Origin of the sequence: Lachnospira sp. (assembly GCF_016290755.1) — a bacterium.
GTDB classification, from domain to species: Bacteria; Bacillota; Clostridia; order Lachnospirales; family Lachnospiraceae; genus Lachnospira; species Lachnospira multipara.
This window is the reverse complement of sequence record NZ_JAEEVD010000003.1, coordinates 1-16991: the sequence shown is the minus strand read 5'-3', so window position 1 is coordinate 16991 and position 16991 is coordinate 1. Positions and strand designations below refer to the sequence as shown.

The following is a 16991-nucleotide window of genomic DNA, read 5'->3' as shown; positions in this document are numbered from 1 at the left end:
AATTTTACAAATTACTGATAAAAACAGAAGATAACATTTTAAAAAAAGCAATTAGAACAGGAGTATTAGAATGGTAGATTTAAAAAAGAGCCCCTTTAATTTAAATGAAACACAGATTAACTGGGTTGAGGAAACAATTAATTCAATGACATTAGATGAAAAAATTGGTCAGCTTTTTGTTTTATTAAAGGCGGTACCGGGCGTTGATGAAGAAAAGATCAAGAAAGACTTAAGCGTTTCTCATCAGGGCGGCCTTCGTTGGCAAGGTGGAGATAATGAAACTGTATATCATCAGAATTCATTTTATCAGAAGACAAGTAAGACACCTCTCTTTATTGCTGCTAATTGTGATGATGGCGGTATAGGCGTAAGTAAGGAAGGTACATTTGTAGCAACAGCAGCTGAATGCGGAGCTGGAGAGGGTTATGAAAATGCTTACAATCTTGGATACGTAGCGGCTAAAGAAGCTTCAGCATTATGCTGTAACTGGATGTTTAATCCTGTAGTTGATATTTATAAAAACTGGAGAAATACAATCGTTAATACAAGAAGCTTTGGTTCGGATCCAGAAAAGGTATTAGAAAATGCTAGAGCTTATATAAAGGGTGTTAAGGCAGCTAATCCTAATATGGCATGTACAGCTAAGCATTTCCCAGGAGATGGTGTTGAAGAGTTAGATCAGCATCTTGTTATGGGTGTTAATAATATGTCTGTAAATGAATGGGAAGATAATTTTGGTTATGTATATAGAAGTCTTATTAAGGAAGGCCTTGAGGCAATTATGGTAGGACATATTGCTCTTCCAGAAATGTCTAGAAAGTTAGTTCCAGGAATTAAGGATGAGGATATTAAGCCAGCAACTCTTTCAAAGGAATTACTTACAGACCTTTTAAGAGAAGACATGGGCTTTAACGGTGTTGTAATTACTGATGCTTCTCACATGGTAGGTCTTAGTGCTACAAGCAAGAGATGCGACGCAGTTCCAGGCGCAATTATTGCAGGTTGCGATATGTTCCTCTTTGCAAATGATGTAGAGGAAGATATGGGTTATGTTAAGAAGGCTTACGAAGAAGGTAAGTTAACAGAGGAAAGACTTAGTGATGCACTTCATAGAATCTTAGGTCTTAAGGCTCATCTTAACATGAACACAGAAGTAAGAAATATTCCATCAAAGGATGATTTAGCCCTTATTGGTTGTGATGCTCACCATGAATTTGCTATTCAGGCAGCCAAGGAATGTATCACACTTGTTAAGGATACAAGAAATAATATTCCGGTTGATGTTAATAAGAAAAAGAGATTATTCCTTGTTTATGTAGGTTCAACACCAACATCTAAGGGATATACAGGAGATCCAGTAAAGAACCTTGTAATTGAAGAGTTAGAAAGAGCAGGCTTTGAAGTTGATGTTTGCCCTAACTACCATGATTTAGAGGTTGAAAATGGAGTCTCTCCAATGAACTTTATCAAGATGTTAAATCATCAAACTAGAAAAGAGTTCGTTGATAATCATGATTTAGCTTTAGTTGTAATTAATGTAAAGGGTTACGCTCAGGAGAACAACGTAAGACTTCGTTGGAGTATTAACCATAGTTGCGAGCTTCCTTGGTATAACGAAGAAGTTCCAACAATTGGTATGAGTCTTAACTATACTAACCATTTAATCGATGTACCACAGCTTCATACATTTATTAATGCTTATGCTCCAAAGAGAGAACATATTAGAGCTGCTATCGAGAAGATGATTGGTTTAGATGAGTTTAGAGGTAAGGCTGATGAAACAGTATTCTGTGGAAGATGGGATACAAGACTTTAGTTTTTAGTGGAAGGAAATACTATGGTTAATTTAGATGAATTCAAGAAAAATAAAGATTTTCTTATATGTGTAGATAGCGACGGATGCGCTATGGATACTATGGATATTAAGCACTTTAAGTGTTTTGGTCCATGTATGATTAAGGAATGGAATCTTTCAAAATGGGAAGAGGAAATCCTTGAAAGATGGAATCAAATTAATTTATACAGTATGACTAGAGGAATCAATCGATTTGCAGGACTTTCAAAGGCCCTTGAAGAAATTGATAAGAAGTACTGTGAAATCGATGGCATCGCAGAATTTGTTGAGTGGACTAACACTGCAGCAGAGTTAAGTAATAGAGCAATTGAGAAAAGAATAGAAGAGACAGGAAGTCCGATTTATTCAAAAGCACTTAACTGGTCATTAGAAGTTAATAAGTCAATTGACAAATTAGGTGATGATGAAAAATGTCCTTTTAATGGGGTCAAAGAAGGACTAGAAATGGCACAGAAATACGCTGATGTGGCTGTTGTATCAAGTGCCAACAAAGAAGCAGTAGTAGAAGAATGGGAGCGTTGCAATCTATTAGGAACGGTAGATTGTCTCTGCTGTCAGGATTCTGGAACTAAGGCGATATGTATTGAAAAGCTTAAGAGTTTAGGATATGAAGAAGACAAAATTCTTATGATTGGTGATGCCCCTGGAGACAGAAAAGCTGCCATGACTAATAATGTTAACTTCTATCCTATTCTAGTTAAGCATGAAGCAGATTCTTGGAAAGAATTTATGAATGTAGCAATTAATAAGTTTATTGGACTTGATTATAAGGAATATGGAAAAATCAAGGAAAACGAGTTTTTAGATAATTTAAAGTAACATTTTTACAAAAATTAGAAATTAAAGATTGGAGAATTACTATGAAGAGTTCATTTCGTTGGTATGGTGACAGCGATCCTGTCACACTAGAAAACATTCGTCAGATTCCAGGTATGCGTTCTATCGTATCTGCAGTATATGATGTTAAGCCTGGTGAAGTTTGGCCAGAGGAAAGCATTAAGTACATTGCTGATAAGTGTAGAGAAAACGGTCTTGTATTTGATGTGGTTGAATCAATTCCTGTAACAGAGGAAATCAAGCTTGGTAGCCCTGAGCGTGATAGACACATTGAAAATTATTGCGAGTCTATTAGAAGATGTGCAAAGTACGGTGTTAAGTGTGTAACTTATAACTTCATGCCAGTATTTGATTGGACACGTACACAGCTTGATAAGGTGGCAGCCGATGGTTCAACAAGCCTTGTTATGTACTGGGATCAGTTAAAGGGACTTGACCCATTAAAGGATGACATTCATCTTCCAGGTTGGGATTCAAGCTACACACAGGACCAGGTAAGAGAGCTTATTAGAGCGTATGGTGAAATCGGAGAAGAAGGACTTTGGGAAAATATTAAGTATTTCCTTGAGAGAGTTATTCCAGTTGCAGAGGAATGTGGCGTAGTTATGGCTCTTCATCCAGATGATCCTCCATATCCAATTTTTGGTCTTCCAAGAGTTATTACTTGCGAAGAAAATATTGATAGATATCTTTCAATCGTTGACAGCCCTTCAAATACACTTTGTTTCTGTACAGGTTCACTTGGCTGCTCACCTAAGAATGATATTCCTAAGTTAGTTAGAAAGTATTCAGAAATGAAGAGAATCGGCTTTATGCATTTAAGAAATGTAAAGATCTTAGAAGATACATCTTTTGAAGAATCTGGACATTTAACAAGAGAAGGTAGCCTTGATATGAATGCTATCGTTAAGGCATTAGTTGAGACAGGATTTGATGGATATTTTAGACCAGATCATGGACGTATGATTTGGGGTGAAACAGGTAAACCAGGCTATGGACTTTTTGATAGAGCCCTTGGTTCAGCATATATTAATGGTTTAATTGAAGCTAATGGTGGCTCAATAGAAAAATAATCGAGTAGTTTTAGAAAGGAAGTATAATTATGAATTTACCTTTAAACATTGATTTTACAGGAAAAACAGTAGTTGTTACAGGTGCCGGCGGAGTTCTTTGCGGTGATATGGCAAGAGCATTTGCACAGGCTGGAGCTAAGGTTGCTTTACTTGACCTTAACGAAGAGGCAGTTAAGAAGGTTGCTGAAGAATTAACAGCAGAAGGTTTTATTGCTAAGGGTTATAAGGCAAATGTACTTGAACCAGAAATGTTAGAAGAAGTACATCAGGCAGTTTTAAAGGACTTTGGCCCTTGTGATATTTTAGTAAATGGTGCTGGCGGAAACAATCCAAGAGCAACAACAGATAATGAATACCAGCATGAAGCTAAGGAAGGTCAGAAGACTTTCTTTGATCTTGATGCATCAGGAGTAGACTTCGTATTCAAGCTTAACTTCCAGGGAACATTAATCCCAACTCAGATTTTTGCTAAGGATATGGTAGAGAAGAAGTCTGGCAGCATTCTTAACATTTCATCAATGAATGCTTATACTCCACTTACAAAGATCCCTGCATATTCAGGTGCTAAGGCAGCTATTAGTAACTTTACTCAGTGGCTTGCTACACACTTTGCAGGTACAGGAATCCGTTGCAATGCAATTGCTCCAGGTTTCTTAGTATCTAACCAGAACAGAGCTCTTCTTTTCAATGAAGATGGTACTCCAACAGCTCGTTCTGAGAAGATTTTAAAGGGTACACCAATGAACCGTTTCGTAGATAGCGAAGAATTACTTGGTGGTGTATTCTTCCTCTGTGACGATAAGGCAGCTAGCGCTATTACAGGCGTTGTACTTCCTATCGATGCAGGTTTTGCAGCTTATTCTGGTGTATAATTCTTTTATGCATCATAATAATATATCTTTAATTTCCTTAAATATAGCTAAAAAGGTAGCACTAAGACTAGACTTAGTGCTATCTTTTTTTCTTTTTAAAAAGTATCTTCAATTTTAGAATTTAGTTTAAAATGGTTTTTTCTAAATTTAATTAGACCTTCAGCTTGCATCTTTGAAAGTTCTTTAGACATATTAGTTCTTTCAAGATTAAGATAATCTGCTAATTGTTGTCTGTTAAAGGGAATGTCAAATTCCTTTGTTTTCTTTTGAAGGGCGACAGTATTTAAGTAGGAAAGGATTCTTGCCCTAGCGCTTCTTTTGGAAATGTGAAAACTACGCTTAGATAACATAAGATTCTTTTGCATAGAAATTCTAAGAGTGTTTTTTATAAGCTTGTCTTTCCAAGCTTCAGGCTTTGTATCATTTAAGATAGAAGCAATGCAAAGAAAGAGAATAGAACACTCTTCGTTAGCCGTTACATCTACAAGCATTATTTCTTTTGGTATTAGGGCATAAGTTTCTGCAAAAAAGCCGTTTTTGGCAACGTGACTAAGAATAGTTTTGTTGCCCCAGATATCATTAGATTCAATAGTTACGCTGCCAGTTAGTACAAGTCCTATGGAATCAGTGCTATCACCAGCAAGCATAATATATTCGCCTTTCTTATAATGCTTTATGCTACTTTTTAGTTCCATGAGACATTTTTTTATCTCTAATTCTGACATAGATTTAAATAGCATAGTTGCGGCTAATTCTGATAAATTTAAGTCTTTGATATTCATATTATAATTCTCCGTATTTGAAAAATGTGGTTTTTGCCACATACTGCTTGATTAAAGTTTACTATTATATGTTTGCCAAGGCAAGAAGTTATTACAACTTAAGCCTTTTGATTTATAGATGATTAACATAGAAAAGGAGAATTTATTATGGACAATAATATGTTTTGTTATCAGTGTCAGGAAACAGCATGTGGTACAGGCTGTACAGTGTCAGGTGTATGTGGTAAGAAGCCAGAAATAGCAGCAATGCAGGATTTACTAATATATGTTACTAAGGGGATTTCTAATGTAACAACAAGTCTAAGAAAGGAAGGCAAGGATGTTGATATTGAGGTTAATCACTATATTACTCAGAACCTCTTTGCAACAATTACTAATGCTAACTTTGATAAGGACTCATTAACAGATAGAATTAAGCATACTCTTGAATTAAAGGAAGAGCTTTTAAAGAAGTTAGATAATAAAGAAAATCTTTTCGAGGCCGCTAGATGGAATGGCGAGCCTGAGGATTACGCTATTAAGGCAGTTACAGTTGGCATCCTTGAAACAAAGGATGAAGATATTAGAAGTATGAGAGAGCTTATTACTTACGGTTTAAAGGGACTTGCAGCTTATCTTAAGCACGCTAATGCACTTTTAAGAGACAATGAGGAGATTGATGCATTTTTACAAAGCGCTCTTGCAAAGACACTTGATGACAGCTTAAGCCTTGAGGATTTAATCGCTTTAAGCATGGAGACAGGTAAGTTTGGTGTTGATGGCATGGCTCTTCTTGATGCTGCCCATAATGAAACATTTGGTGCACCAGAAATTACTAAGGTAGATATTGGTGTTAGAAAGAACCCAGCTATCTTAATTTCAGGTCATGATTTAAGAGATCTTTCGATGTTACTTGAGCAGACAGCTGGCACAGGAGTTGATGTTTATACGCATTCAGAAATGCTTGCAGGTCAGTATTATCCAGCCTTTAAGAAGTACCCTCACTTTGCCGGTAACTACGGTAATGCATGGTGGAAGCAGAAGGAAGAATTTGAGAAATTTAACGGACCTATCTTAATGACTACAAACTGTATCGTACCACCATCAGAGAGCTACATCGACAGATTATGGACAACAGGTGCTACAGGATATCCAGGATGTAAGCACATTCCAGGTGAATACGGCGAGGTTAAGGATTTCTCTGAAATCATTGCTCAGGCTAAGACTTGTCCTGCTCCTACAGAAATCGAGACAGGAACTATCGTTGGTGGATTTGCTCACGAGCAGGTATTTGCTTTAGCAGACCAGATAGTAGACGCAGTTAAGTCTGGTGCTATTAGAAAGTTCCTTGTAATGGCAGGTTGTGATGGACGTATGAAGTCAAGAACATACTATACAGAATTTGCTAAGAAGCTTCCTAAGGATGTTGTTATCCTTACATCAGGTTGTGCTAAGTATAAGTTTAATAAGCTTAACTTAGGTGATATTAACGGAATACCAAGAGTACTTGATGCAGGTCAGTGTAACGATTCTTACTCTCTTGCAGTTATTGCCCTTAAGCTTAAGGAAATCTTTGGTCTTGATGACATTAATGACTTACCAATCGTTTATAACATTTCTTGGTACGAGCAGAAGGCAGTTATTGTCTTACTTGCCCTACTTTACCTTGGAGTTAAGAACATTCACTTAGGACCAACACTTCCAGCTTTCCTTTCTGAAAATGTTACTAACTTCCTAGTTGAGAACTTTGGAATTTCAGGAATAACTAATGTAGATGATGACTTAAAGGCATTTTTCGAATAATAAATATTTGAATGCTTGTTTAAAATGCAAACAATTCTTAAATACAATAACAAAAATAGCCGAGGTTAATGTGGATGATTCACATTAGCCTCGGCTAAGTCATTTATTATAGGATTATCTGGTTGGTAAAATTTATTCAAAAAATTAGCATTCGCAGGCAATTACAATGCCATAGCGCTCTGCATAGTAACTTACAAGTCCTCTAGCTGGATAGATGTTAATATCCAAATTAGGGAAAAGATTTTTAAGGGCAGCGCCAAAACCAGAGGCTAGCTCTTCATTTTCTACATGACAAATTCTTACCTTACCGCCAGCAAAGCCTGCCTTTGTCATTTCTTCTATAAGCTTTGAAAATACATTTTTAACGCCTCTAGATTTAGCTATAGGCTCGATTGTACCTTCTTTACTTGCAGTACCAATAATGCTAATGTTAAGCTTTCCAATAAGGGAAGCTACAATTTTATTAACACGACCGTTTTGAGCTAGGTTATGTAGAGATTTGAAAGCGAAGAAAAGGCGAGTTGATGAAAGATAGGCCTTTGTTTCATTTTCAATAAACTCAAAAGATTTACCGGCCTTTTTAAGGTCAATAATCTTCTCTAACATAAGGCGCATCTCAGGGCCTGTACTTAGTGTGTCTACTATTAAAATCTTGCTGTCTGGATGGTCCTCAAGATATAAATCTCTTGCAACACAAGCGCTGTTATAAGTGCCTGAAAGACCGCTAGTCATTGTTACAACATAGATTTCATCTCCGCCCTCAAAGGCATTTAACCAGCTCTCTGTTGAAGGGCAAGCTGTATAAGATCTGTCCTTGTAGGCAAGAAGATAGTCAAGCATTTCGTGGATGTCTAAATTCTCGTCGTCTAGGTAATCTCTTTCCTCAGTATATATTCTAAGTGAAGCGATATTAATATCGGTATCATTAATTTTTCTAGTATCACATGATGAGTCGGCAATAAACTTGATCATAAACGTACTCCTTTAAGTAAAATCGTCATCTCGTGGTTTTTCAAACCGTATATTATTGTAAATAAAACGACGAGGGTGTACAATTTACAAAATAGCTATTTTTGTTCATTTAGGGCGATGGAGATTGATTATGGAATTAAAAAACATTAAAATTAACGAGAAATCAGAATTTACGAGAAAATGTATTGGCGAGGCAATAGTGATTTTGCTTAAATCTACAGACTTTTCTCGTTTGAAAATATCAGACATTGTAAAAAAGGCGGGAGTATCAAGAACCACTTTTTACAAGTATTACACAACACCATATTCAGTGCTTAAGGATTATTTAAGCCTAATGGTTTCTGAGTATATTGTTAAAGGCGAGAATTTAGGACAGGATAAGTTTTTTAACTATGATCACATTATCTTTTCCTTTAATTTTTTCGACAGATATGCAGAGTTTTTCTTAACTCTAGCAGATAATAAACTACATTCAGTTTTATTTGAAGGCATTAATGAATTTATGATAAATCATTTAAAGCCAGATAAGAGTATTTCTATGTATAAATTATATTCTTACGCAGGAGCGCTTCTTAATAGTTTCCTAAAGTGGGAGGAAAATGGCAAGAAAGAAAAGGTAGAGGATATTGCCGTTACTCTTGAAGGTTTCATTAACTAGTTAAATATTTACATTAGTTTGAATGCAAAATTAATATTGACTTTGAATATTTTGACTTTATAATAATTAAATGTAGTTATACAATTTGTTTGTTATTTTCTACAAAATATATCTGGCTTGGATTTTATCTAAGCTAGACTAGAATGTAGGGAGAAATATGATGGATATTAATGGTAAGAAACTAGAACATGGAATTATTCAAGGTGGAATGGGCGTTGGCGTGTCCCTTTCTGAGCTTGCAGGTAATGTGGCAAAGGAAGGCTGCATGGGCGTTATTAGCTCGGTAAATATTGGCTATAAGGAGTCTGATTTTTACAAAAATCCTTTAGAGGCTAATCTTAGAGCTCTTAAAAATCACATTAAGAGAGCTAAGGAAATTGCTGGTGGCAAGGGCCTTATTGGGGTCAATATTATGGTGGCTGTAAGTCATTATGAAGAGACAGTTAAGGCGGCGATTGAAGCAGGAGCTGATGCAATTATTTCAGGTGCTGGTCTTCCTCTAAAATTAGCAGGACTAGTTAAGGGCAGTAAAACTCTATATGCGCCAATCGTTTCAAGTAAGAGGGCGGCAGCGCTTCTTTTAAAGACCTTTGCAAAAAGAGAAAACTCAGTACCAGATTTTATTGTAATTGAAGGTCATCAGGCCGGAGGACATCTAGGTTTTTCAGCTGATGATTTAGAAAATGATACATGCCAGGACAATCTAACAATCCTAAAGGAAGTCCTTGAGGTCGTTAAAACTTTTGAGGAGCAGTTTAAGAAAAAGATTAGAGTATTCCTTGGCGGTGGCGTATTTACTGGAAAAGATATGGCTGAGGCTATAAAAAACGGAGCTGATGGCGTTCAGATCGGTACAAGATTTATTGCAACAAATGAGTGCGATGCAGCAGATGCTTTCAAGGAAGTTTTAGTGGAGGCAAAGGAAGAGGACGTAAAGATTATTAAGAGTCCTGTTGGCATGCCAGCAAGAGCTGTCTACACTCCACTTTTGAAAAAATTGGACATGGGAGATAAATTTTTTGCAAAGAAATGTAACAACTGTTTAACAGCCTGTCCTAAGGGAGATAAGATTCCTTACTGTATCAGCCGTGCCTTGATTTCTGCGGTGGAAGGTAACAAGGAAGAAGGTTTATTTTTCTGTGGTGAAAATGTATCTAGGATTAAGGAGATAGTATCCGTCCATAATTTAGTAGAGGAGTTATTAAAGGACTGTCAATCGTAAATATATAGATTTATTATGGCTTATGTGATATATTTTAACTAGTTAAAAAAAAGAAGAAATATAAAACAACATTTGCTTATAATAAATCTAGGAGATGTGAAATATGGAATTTGGAACTCCAAATGCTTATGAAATTAAAACCTTTAAAAAGGATTTAATTCTATATAAAAAAATAACAATACTTTTGTTGAGTTTTCATGTTTATTTTTTAGTGTTGGCGTTATTAACTGGCTTTAATTATATAGTCATTATTAATGTTTTTAGCATACTTTTTTATTCAATTGCTTTTCCACTTTTAAAAGGAAGTAAGAAAAATATAATTATTTATTCGCATTTAATCATTTCTGAAATAATGCTACATATTTTTTTATGTACTCTTATTTTGGGCTGGGAAAGTGGATATCAGTATTGGTTGTTTTCTTTGCTTTGTTCATATTTATTCCCATATATCACACCAGATAGAACAAAAAAGGATAGTGTTAAAGATGCAATAGAACGAACAATGGTTATGTTTATTGAATTTGTAGTTTTATATATATTTACCCATTATTTTGAATTTCCTTTTACTAATGAATTAAGTAAAACAGGAAAAACAGTATTAAGTATTGGTAATGCATTTGCTGCTTTTGGAGCTATTGCATTGTTTACAGTTGCTTATACAAGACAGATGGAATATAAGTATTCAGTTTTACATAATGTAGCAGATTCAGATCAGCTAACGGGCTTGGGCAATAGATATTATATGAATGATTTACTTGTAAAGCTAGAGAGAAATAATGCAGAGAATACTAGTTATTCTGTAGCTATGTTAGATATTGATTTTTTTAAAAATGTTAATGATAGTTATGGTCATGACAAAGGGGATATGGTGTTAAAAGGTATTGCCTCTATTCTTACAAAGAACAGTTCAGATAATATAAAAGCCGGCAGATGGGGTGGCGAAGAATTTTTATTAATAGCAGATGGGGAAGTAGAATTTAGTGAATTTATTATTATATTAGAAAAAATAAGACATGAGGTTTTAAATACAGTTTTTGCATTTACTGATGAAAAACCTCCTAAACCCATTAAATGTACTATCTCAGTTGGAGTAGCAAAATATGAAGAAAACTTGTCTATTCCTGAGGTAATAAAACTTGCGGATACTAATCTTTATAAGGCAAAACAAAACGGAAGAAATCAAATAATTTATTAATAGTAAATTAGTATTTGAGATAATTGTATAATGTTCATAAAACATAGGGAAAACTTGTATATTATGTGAATATAATGTATCATAGCAATATGATAATTATGTGACAACTAAATATGATTATAATTTCTAAGTGAAATGGAGAGTGTTTTATGAATGCAAAAAATGAAACAAAGAAATTAGGAGAGAGCAAGAAGGTAAAAAGAAGTATAAGTACTACACTTTTACTTGTTATTTTACCTATTGTTACGGTAGGTATTCTAGGTATTATTCTATTTCTAAATCATCAGGCGTCATCTTCAATGTTAGAATTGTCCAAGAAAGATTTACAAGCAGAAACGGATGCGAATGCCAATATTTTAAGCACGCCTTTTAGAATGCTTATGTCTAAATTTGGACAGTATGCAGATACTCTAGAGACCGTAGAATTTGCAGATCACGATGCAATTAAAGAGTATGTAGAGCCTTCTGTAAATTATCAACCTGTTAAGAATTCAGGTATTTATATTGGTTTCCCAGATGATTCTTATATCTATGCAGATGGTACCGTTATGGATTCTAGTTGGTTACCAACACAGCGTGATTGGTACAGTTTTGGTATGGAAAATGATACATTTGAGGTTACTGAAGCTTATCAGGCATCAAGTGGTGGCCTTTGCGTTACATTTGCAAGAAGAATTGATTTATATGATGGAACAAAAGCAGTTATGGCGGTGGATGTATACTTAACAGAATTAAATGATGAAGTATCAGCACTTACACCTATGGATACAGGTAGATCTGCAGTTATTAATGAGACTCAGTTCCTTTCTTATACTGATTCTTCATTAAACGGTACAACGATTTCGTCAGTTAATAGTGATTATTTATCTGAATTACAGGAATTTGCTTTTGATGATAGTCAGACAGATGTAATAGAGCTTGAACATGATGATGGTTACAAGGTATATATGGCAAAGTGTACGATTCCAGGTTTGCCATGGGTAATTGTTTCTGTTGTTGCGGAAGATGATGTACTTGCTGCGTCGGTACATTTTAGAAATATAGCACTTATACTTATGGTTTTAGTATTAGCTTTAATTATAGCAATTGTTTTAGTTGCTATTAGAAGGATTATAGCTAAACCGGTAGGTGATTTAACAGATAGTATTCTTTCGGTATCTAACGGTGATTTTACTACTAAGATGCCAGAAAATAAGGGCGATGAAATTGGCCTGATAAGTACGGAGATGAGCAATTATGTAGATAAAATGCGAGATACCATTAGTGATATTATGAGTAAAGCAAATCAGTTGCTTAATGAGTCTGATACCTCGAAAGATGCAGCAAACTTCATGTCTAAAGAAGCTAGTGATCAGTCTGTTTCTATGAATCAGATTGAAGAGGCTATGGATGGTATTTCAAGAGCGGTTACTGAACTTGCACAAAATGCCACAGACCTTGCTCAGTCTATTGCAAATTTAACAGATAACGGAAATGAAACTAATGAAGTTATGTTAAATCTTGTAAAGCAGGCAGATATTGGACAAAAGGATATGGCAAATGTTGAACAGAACATGGATCGTATTACAGAGTCTATGAGCGAGATGAATGATGTTGTAAATGTGGTTAAAGAATCAGCTGATAAGATTAATGAAATCGTAAGAATGATTGATTCTATTGCAGAGCAGACAAATCTTCTTTCACTTAATGCAAGTATTGAGGCAGCAAGAGCTGGCGAAGCTGGTAAGGGCTTCGCAGTTGTAGCGGGTGAGATTGGTAATCTTGCATCTAATAGCCAGGATGCAGCTCAGGATATTGCAAAGATTATTTCTGAGATTACAAGTGAAGTTGATAAGCTTACTGATAAGTCTCAGAATAATATGGAAGCTATTGGAGAATCAAGCAATGCTGTTAAGAAGGCAGGAGAGAGCTTCTCTGTTATTATTAGTGAACTTGATAATGCCGCTAATATTATGCAGTCAATGATTACTCTTATGAATGATGTTAATGATATTGCATCTAATGTTGCAGCTATTTCAGAAGAGCAGTCAGCAAGTTCAGAAGAAGTTGTAGCTACTGTAGAAACACTTGTTGTTTCAGCTAATGATATTGCTGATAGAAGTAAGAGTGTATCTGATTCAGCTAACACAGTATCAGATTCGGCTAAGTCTATTAATAACTTGCTAGATCAGTTTACGATTGAGTAATATTTTCAAAAATAAAAATTCAATGATTAACTTTTAAAAGGCAAGTCGGAGAAATCCGGCTTGCTTTTAATTTCTATTTTGCCTATGATAGAATGAAAAAATAGTAGAAAAAAGTGAGGTTTGAACAGTGATATATATATTAATCGGTTTAGTTGTATTGGCTATTATTGTTTTTGTTTATAATAATTTTTTAAATAACGAAGCTAAAAGCGAAGTTGGAAAGCATAATAGAAATAGCTCAACAGTTCATCTAAATAAGCCCATTGATCAGTCTGATATTAGTCAGAATAGTGGTAAAATTAGATTAAACAGTAGTGCTTATTCACAGGTCCTTAATCTTAAAAGAGCAGGTAGAGTTGTGGAAGCAATTAAAATGGTAAGAGAATATACAGGAGTAAGTCTTGTGGAAGCTAAGGATTATGTAGATAGTTTATAAAGACTACCGCATGGTATAAGGCTTTGCGAAAAGTTTTCTTCTTAATGAGAAACACGAACTTCATAATCGAGAGATGCAGATTAGCGGTAAAATTTTATTGGGTCACGATGACCCAATAAATGACCCAATAAATGACCCCATTGGGAAGCATCAAAAGCGGTAAAGATATGCTGGAGTATGACACGGGTCGGTGGGCTTGTTATTGATATGATTAGATCTGCTTTTGGTTTTCTGAAAATAATAATTGCGGCTTGGTAATTGACAGAGGATCCGGAAAGCAATAAAATATAAGCACAAAGAAAAAGCGTGTGCTTTTGCGGAGCGGTATTGCAGAGATGTGATATGGCTCTATTTTTTTTCCTTGATGATGGAACGTATTATTTCGAGCTGCAGCAGTGGGAACCCACAGCATTCGTTTTATGGAATGTAAAAAGGATTGGATCGTCCTGCAAGTTTAGATGCGTTTTTAAAAGAACCATTATTTGATGGAAGAACTTTCTGGGAATGTGAAAAGGAAATAGAATGGGTAGACGAATAAAAAAATCCCCTTGGGCGCTACCAACACTCAAGGGGAAATATTTGAGGATACCTTAAGATGCATCCTAATGTTCCGCATCAGCATAAGATAACCTATGACGATAATGGAAAGATGCATAGAGATAGTTCAGATATGGAGGTAAAACAAATGAATTTAGATCAATTAAGAGAATATGTTTCTGAGGGACGTGAGATAGAATTTAAGTTCAATGGAAAAAAGTATTCTATAACGTATGGAGTGACTGACGGTAAAAACGTGATTTCATTCTGTGAGTTTTATCAGGAGACAACGGAAGTAGAGTCTGTTGATGAACTCATAAAAGTAGAGCGAGATGGAGTCACTGTGCTTCACATGTTGGAGTCAATTACAGAAAAGGATATTTGGATTTATTAAAAAGAATAATGGTGTGTTTTGGACAAGGCAAATCACTGGTTTGTCTTTTTTTTACATTCGAGGGTATAATGTAAGCATAGACAAAGAGAATAAAAAATCAGGATAAAGGCAAAGGTGTGGGGAGAAATCCTTAGTAGTAATGGACTACTAAGACTTAATGTGGTAGATTATTATCGATGAAAACAATATAATTTATTGCAATTTTTTCGCTTTATGAATATACTATATGTAACAGAGTTGCCCGAAGTCTTTTTGACATTGGGGACCAAGCTGAGACTTGTGCTCAGCTTTTTTACGTTAAGGAGAGGTTTTATGGATTTGAAAAAACCATTGACCTTCGATGAACAATTGGATAAGTTAGTAGACCATGGTATGATTATCATAGATAGATAGATAGAAAGCAAAAGATATTCAGAAAAAGATGCTATTGCTCATATGGTTGGTGTTGGAAGAGATACATTAGAAAATCATCTTTATTGTTTACAGAAATGATATTAATTTGGAGTTGATTGGTTTTCCAGAGAATTACTTGGAAATTATGAAGAATAATTTGTAAAATAAGAATAAACCACCACTTTTCGTTAGTAGTAATCTATGAAAAGTGGTTGTTTTTTATTTTCGAGCTGCAGCAGTGGGAACCCACAGCATCCGTTTTATGGAGTGCAAAAGGATTGGATCGTCCTGCAAGTTTAGATGCATTCTTGAAAGAACCATTATTTGATGGAAGAACTTTTTGGGAATGTGAAAAGGAAATGGAATGGGTTGACGAATAAAAAAATCCCATTGGGCGCTACCAACACTAAAGGGGACATATTTGAGGATACGAATACCCTCCAAACAAGTAAAATTACTACACGCATAATTGAGAGATTCGTTTATGAGACTTTTGAAAAGTGAGAGGATAATGTGTCATGAAAATAATTGATATGAGATTTGATTCCAATTTGATACAGAGTTGGATTGGAAAGTCGTTTGTTAAGTATAAGTGCGATACCTTTGAGTTTACCAATAGCGTGACGCAAATCGTCGGATTGTATATTGGTGATGAAGTGTACGCGCTTACAAATGTGCAAGAGACAGTGGATTATTTTGGGACTACTGATGATATGGCAGTAGCTAAATTATCAGTTACAGAGGATTCAATGATAAAGTCGGCGTTCAAGAATGTTGAAATGGTATCTACACCTGTAGGAGAAGAGATTACTTCGGTAAAGATGGTTAACGAACAGCAGACTATGGCGATTAACGGCGAACCTGCATATGAGGTTTGGCTTACGAGAGCAATTATTTTCGAAGTGGGTGGTCGCGAGATATCTTTTGAGAAGGATACAGTTCCGTTTTCCGAGGAAATAACAATTCAGAGAGGATATGATTTGATTGATAAAATCTCTGATAATGATGATTTCTTGCAAGAGTGGGATGAGGGGTATTCACCGGCGTATAAAAGAGAAGTGGTTGTAGTAAAATGATAAAGGAATGTGGACAATGCGCTATATTCCTTCCTTTTATACGAAAAATATTCGGGAAACAACAGAGTATTTGGAATTATTTTTAAGAAATCTTTTGCTAGGAGAAAAAAATGAACTGAAAAATAGATATCTTCATGTTAGATGGAAAGATGCAAAACAGGACATTCAGGGGATAAAACAGGACATTGGAAACTCGAAACAGGACATTCAGGAGATAAAACAGGATATTGGAATACCGAATGAGCTTAGTTCAAAGACAAAACAGCACATTCGAGATCTGTTTTGTGAATTTGGGTATGATAGATTTTTTGGAAGGTCAGATGTACAAAACATTCTTAGAATAACAGCATCTCCTTCATCTGCTTTATTAAAAAGAATGCTTGAATTGGATTTAATTTATCCAATGAAGGGAAAAGGCAAGGGAAAGTATCTTTTTAAGAATATGGAAGATAAGTAAGAGCGTTAACACCCGCAGCGATTCAAATAATCAGTGTAGGCATTTTTGTCTAAAATGATTTGATATGACTCATTTTGGGGAGGAAGATGGTGTTAATCTGAAAAATTTGAAGCTTTACAAACACTATAAAAGTTTTTTTAAAGGAGCCGAGCTATGATTAATGGTAATATTGACGATTTTGTTGAAAAACTCTTAGATGGTGAAGAGGTTATATACGTTTATCAGGGTAAAAAGTATTTTTCGCAAGGATATAATCTAGATGAC

At 35.2% G+C, this 16991-nt stretch carries 15 protein-coding genes; 13 read left to right on the top strand and 2 right to left on the bottom strand.

From position 1 onward, the window contains the following. The first annotated feature begins 70 nt into the window (after window positions 1–70). From QVA17_RS01835 to QVA17_RS01820, 4 genes are read left to right on the top strand one after another with little or no spacing between them, the layout of a single operon-like run. Window positions 71–1816 carry a glycoside hydrolase family 3 protein gene (locus QVA17_RS01835; RefSeq protein ID WP_287386069.1) on the top strand — a complete coding sequence of 582 codons (1746 nt, stop codon included), beginning with the start codon at window positions 71–73 and terminating at the stop codon, window positions 1814–1816. Between the two features lie 21 nt (window positions 1817–1837). After that, the gene (locus QVA17_RS01830) at window positions 1838–2674 is read left to right on the top strand and encodes an HAD family hydrolase (protein ID WP_287386068.1); all 837 of its coding nucleotides are present in this window, start codon (window positions 1838–1840) and stop codon (window positions 2672–2674) included. A 41-nt stretch (window positions 2675–2715) separates the two neighbouring features. Further along, the gene (gene uxuA / locus QVA17_RS01825; protein ID WP_027431061.1) at window positions 2716–3765 is read left to right on the top strand and encodes a mannonate dehydratase; all 1050 of its coding nucleotides are present in this window, start codon (window positions 2716–2718) and stop codon (window positions 3763–3765) included. A 29-nt stretch (window positions 3766–3794) separates the two neighbouring features. Beyond that, on the top strand, window positions 3795–4637 hold the full coding sequence (locus QVA17_RS01820) for an SDR family oxidoreductase (RefSeq protein WP_287386066.1): 843 nt from the start codon (window positions 3795–3797) through the stop codon (window positions 4635–4637). A gap of 95 nt (window positions 4638–4732) precedes the next feature. On the opposite strand, the gene QVA17_RS01815 is transcribed toward QVA17_RS01820, so the two are convergent. Beyond that, on the bottom strand, window positions 4733–5419 hold the full coding sequence (locus tag QVA17_RS01815) for a Crp/Fnr family transcriptional regulator (RefSeq protein ID WP_287386064.1): 687 nt from the start codon (window positions 5417–5419) through the stop codon (window positions 4733–4735). 147 nt (window positions 5420–5566) lie between these two features. Here QVA17_RS01815 and hcp point away from each other — a divergent pair, with 147 nt between their 5' ends. Then, a complete protein-coding gene (hcp, locus tag QVA17_RS01810) occupies window positions 5567–7201 on the top strand; it encodes a hydroxylamine reductase (RefSeq protein WP_287386062.1) in 1635 nt (544 codons plus the stop codon). 144 nt (window positions 7202–7345) lie between these two features. On the opposite strand, the gene QVA17_RS01805 is transcribed toward hcp, so the two are convergent. Beyond that, window positions 7346–8173, bottom strand: coding sequence for a DegV family protein (locus QVA17_RS01805; protein ID WP_034245683.1), 828 nt, complete (start codon window positions 8171–8173; stop codon window positions 7346–7348). Between the two features lie 130 nt (window positions 8174–8303). Here QVA17_RS01805 and QVA17_RS01800 point away from each other — a divergent pair, with 130 nt between their 5' ends. The 8 genes from QVA17_RS01800 to QVA17_RS01765 all read left to right on the top strand — a co-directional run bounded on the left by QVA17_RS01800 (window position 8304) and on the right by QVA17_RS01765 (window position 16727). After that, entirely contained in the window at window positions 8304–8831 is a 528-nt protein-coding gene (locus QVA17_RS01800; protein ID WP_103952648.1) for a TetR/AcrR family transcriptional regulator, read from the top strand. 157 nt (window positions 8832–8988) lie between these two features. Continuing rightward, entirely contained in the window at window positions 8989–10053 is a 1065-nt protein-coding gene (locus QVA17_RS01795; protein ID WP_287386058.1) for an NAD(P)H-dependent flavin oxidoreductase, read from the top strand. Between the two features lie 103 nt (window positions 10054–10156). Then, window positions 10157–11248 carry a GGDEF domain-containing protein gene (locus QVA17_RS01790; RefSeq protein WP_287386055.1) on the top strand — a complete coding sequence of 364 codons (1092 nt, stop codon included), beginning with the start codon at window positions 10157–10159 and terminating at the stop codon, window positions 11246–11248. A gap of 149 nt (window positions 11249–11397) precedes the next feature. Beyond that, entirely contained in the window at window positions 11398–13434 is a 2037-nt protein-coding gene (locus QVA17_RS01785) for a methyl-accepting chemotaxis protein (protein ID WP_287386053.1), read from the top strand. 127 nt (window positions 13435–13561) lie between these two features. After that, a complete protein-coding gene (locus QVA17_RS01780) occupies window positions 13562–13870 on the top strand; it encodes a hypothetical protein (protein ID WP_287386051.1) in 309 nt (102 codons plus the stop codon). A gap of 685 nt (window positions 13871–14555) precedes the next feature. Then, window positions 14556–14801, top strand: coding sequence for a hypothetical protein (locus QVA17_RS01775; protein ID WP_287386049.1), 246 nt, complete (start codon window positions 14556–14558; stop codon window positions 14799–14801). Between the two features lie 1049 nt (window positions 14802–15850). Then, window positions 15851–16270, top strand: a complete 420-nt coding sequence (locus tag QVA17_RS01770; RefSeq protein ID WP_287386047.1) for a hypothetical protein — start codon at window positions 15851–15853, stop codon at window positions 16268–16270. 70 nt (window positions 16271–16340) lie between these two features. Continuing rightward, window positions 16341–16727, top strand: coding sequence for a hypothetical protein (locus QVA17_RS01765; protein ID WP_287386045.1), 387 nt, complete (start codon window positions 16341–16343; stop codon window positions 16725–16727). Window positions 16728–16991 lie beyond the last annotated feature (264 nt).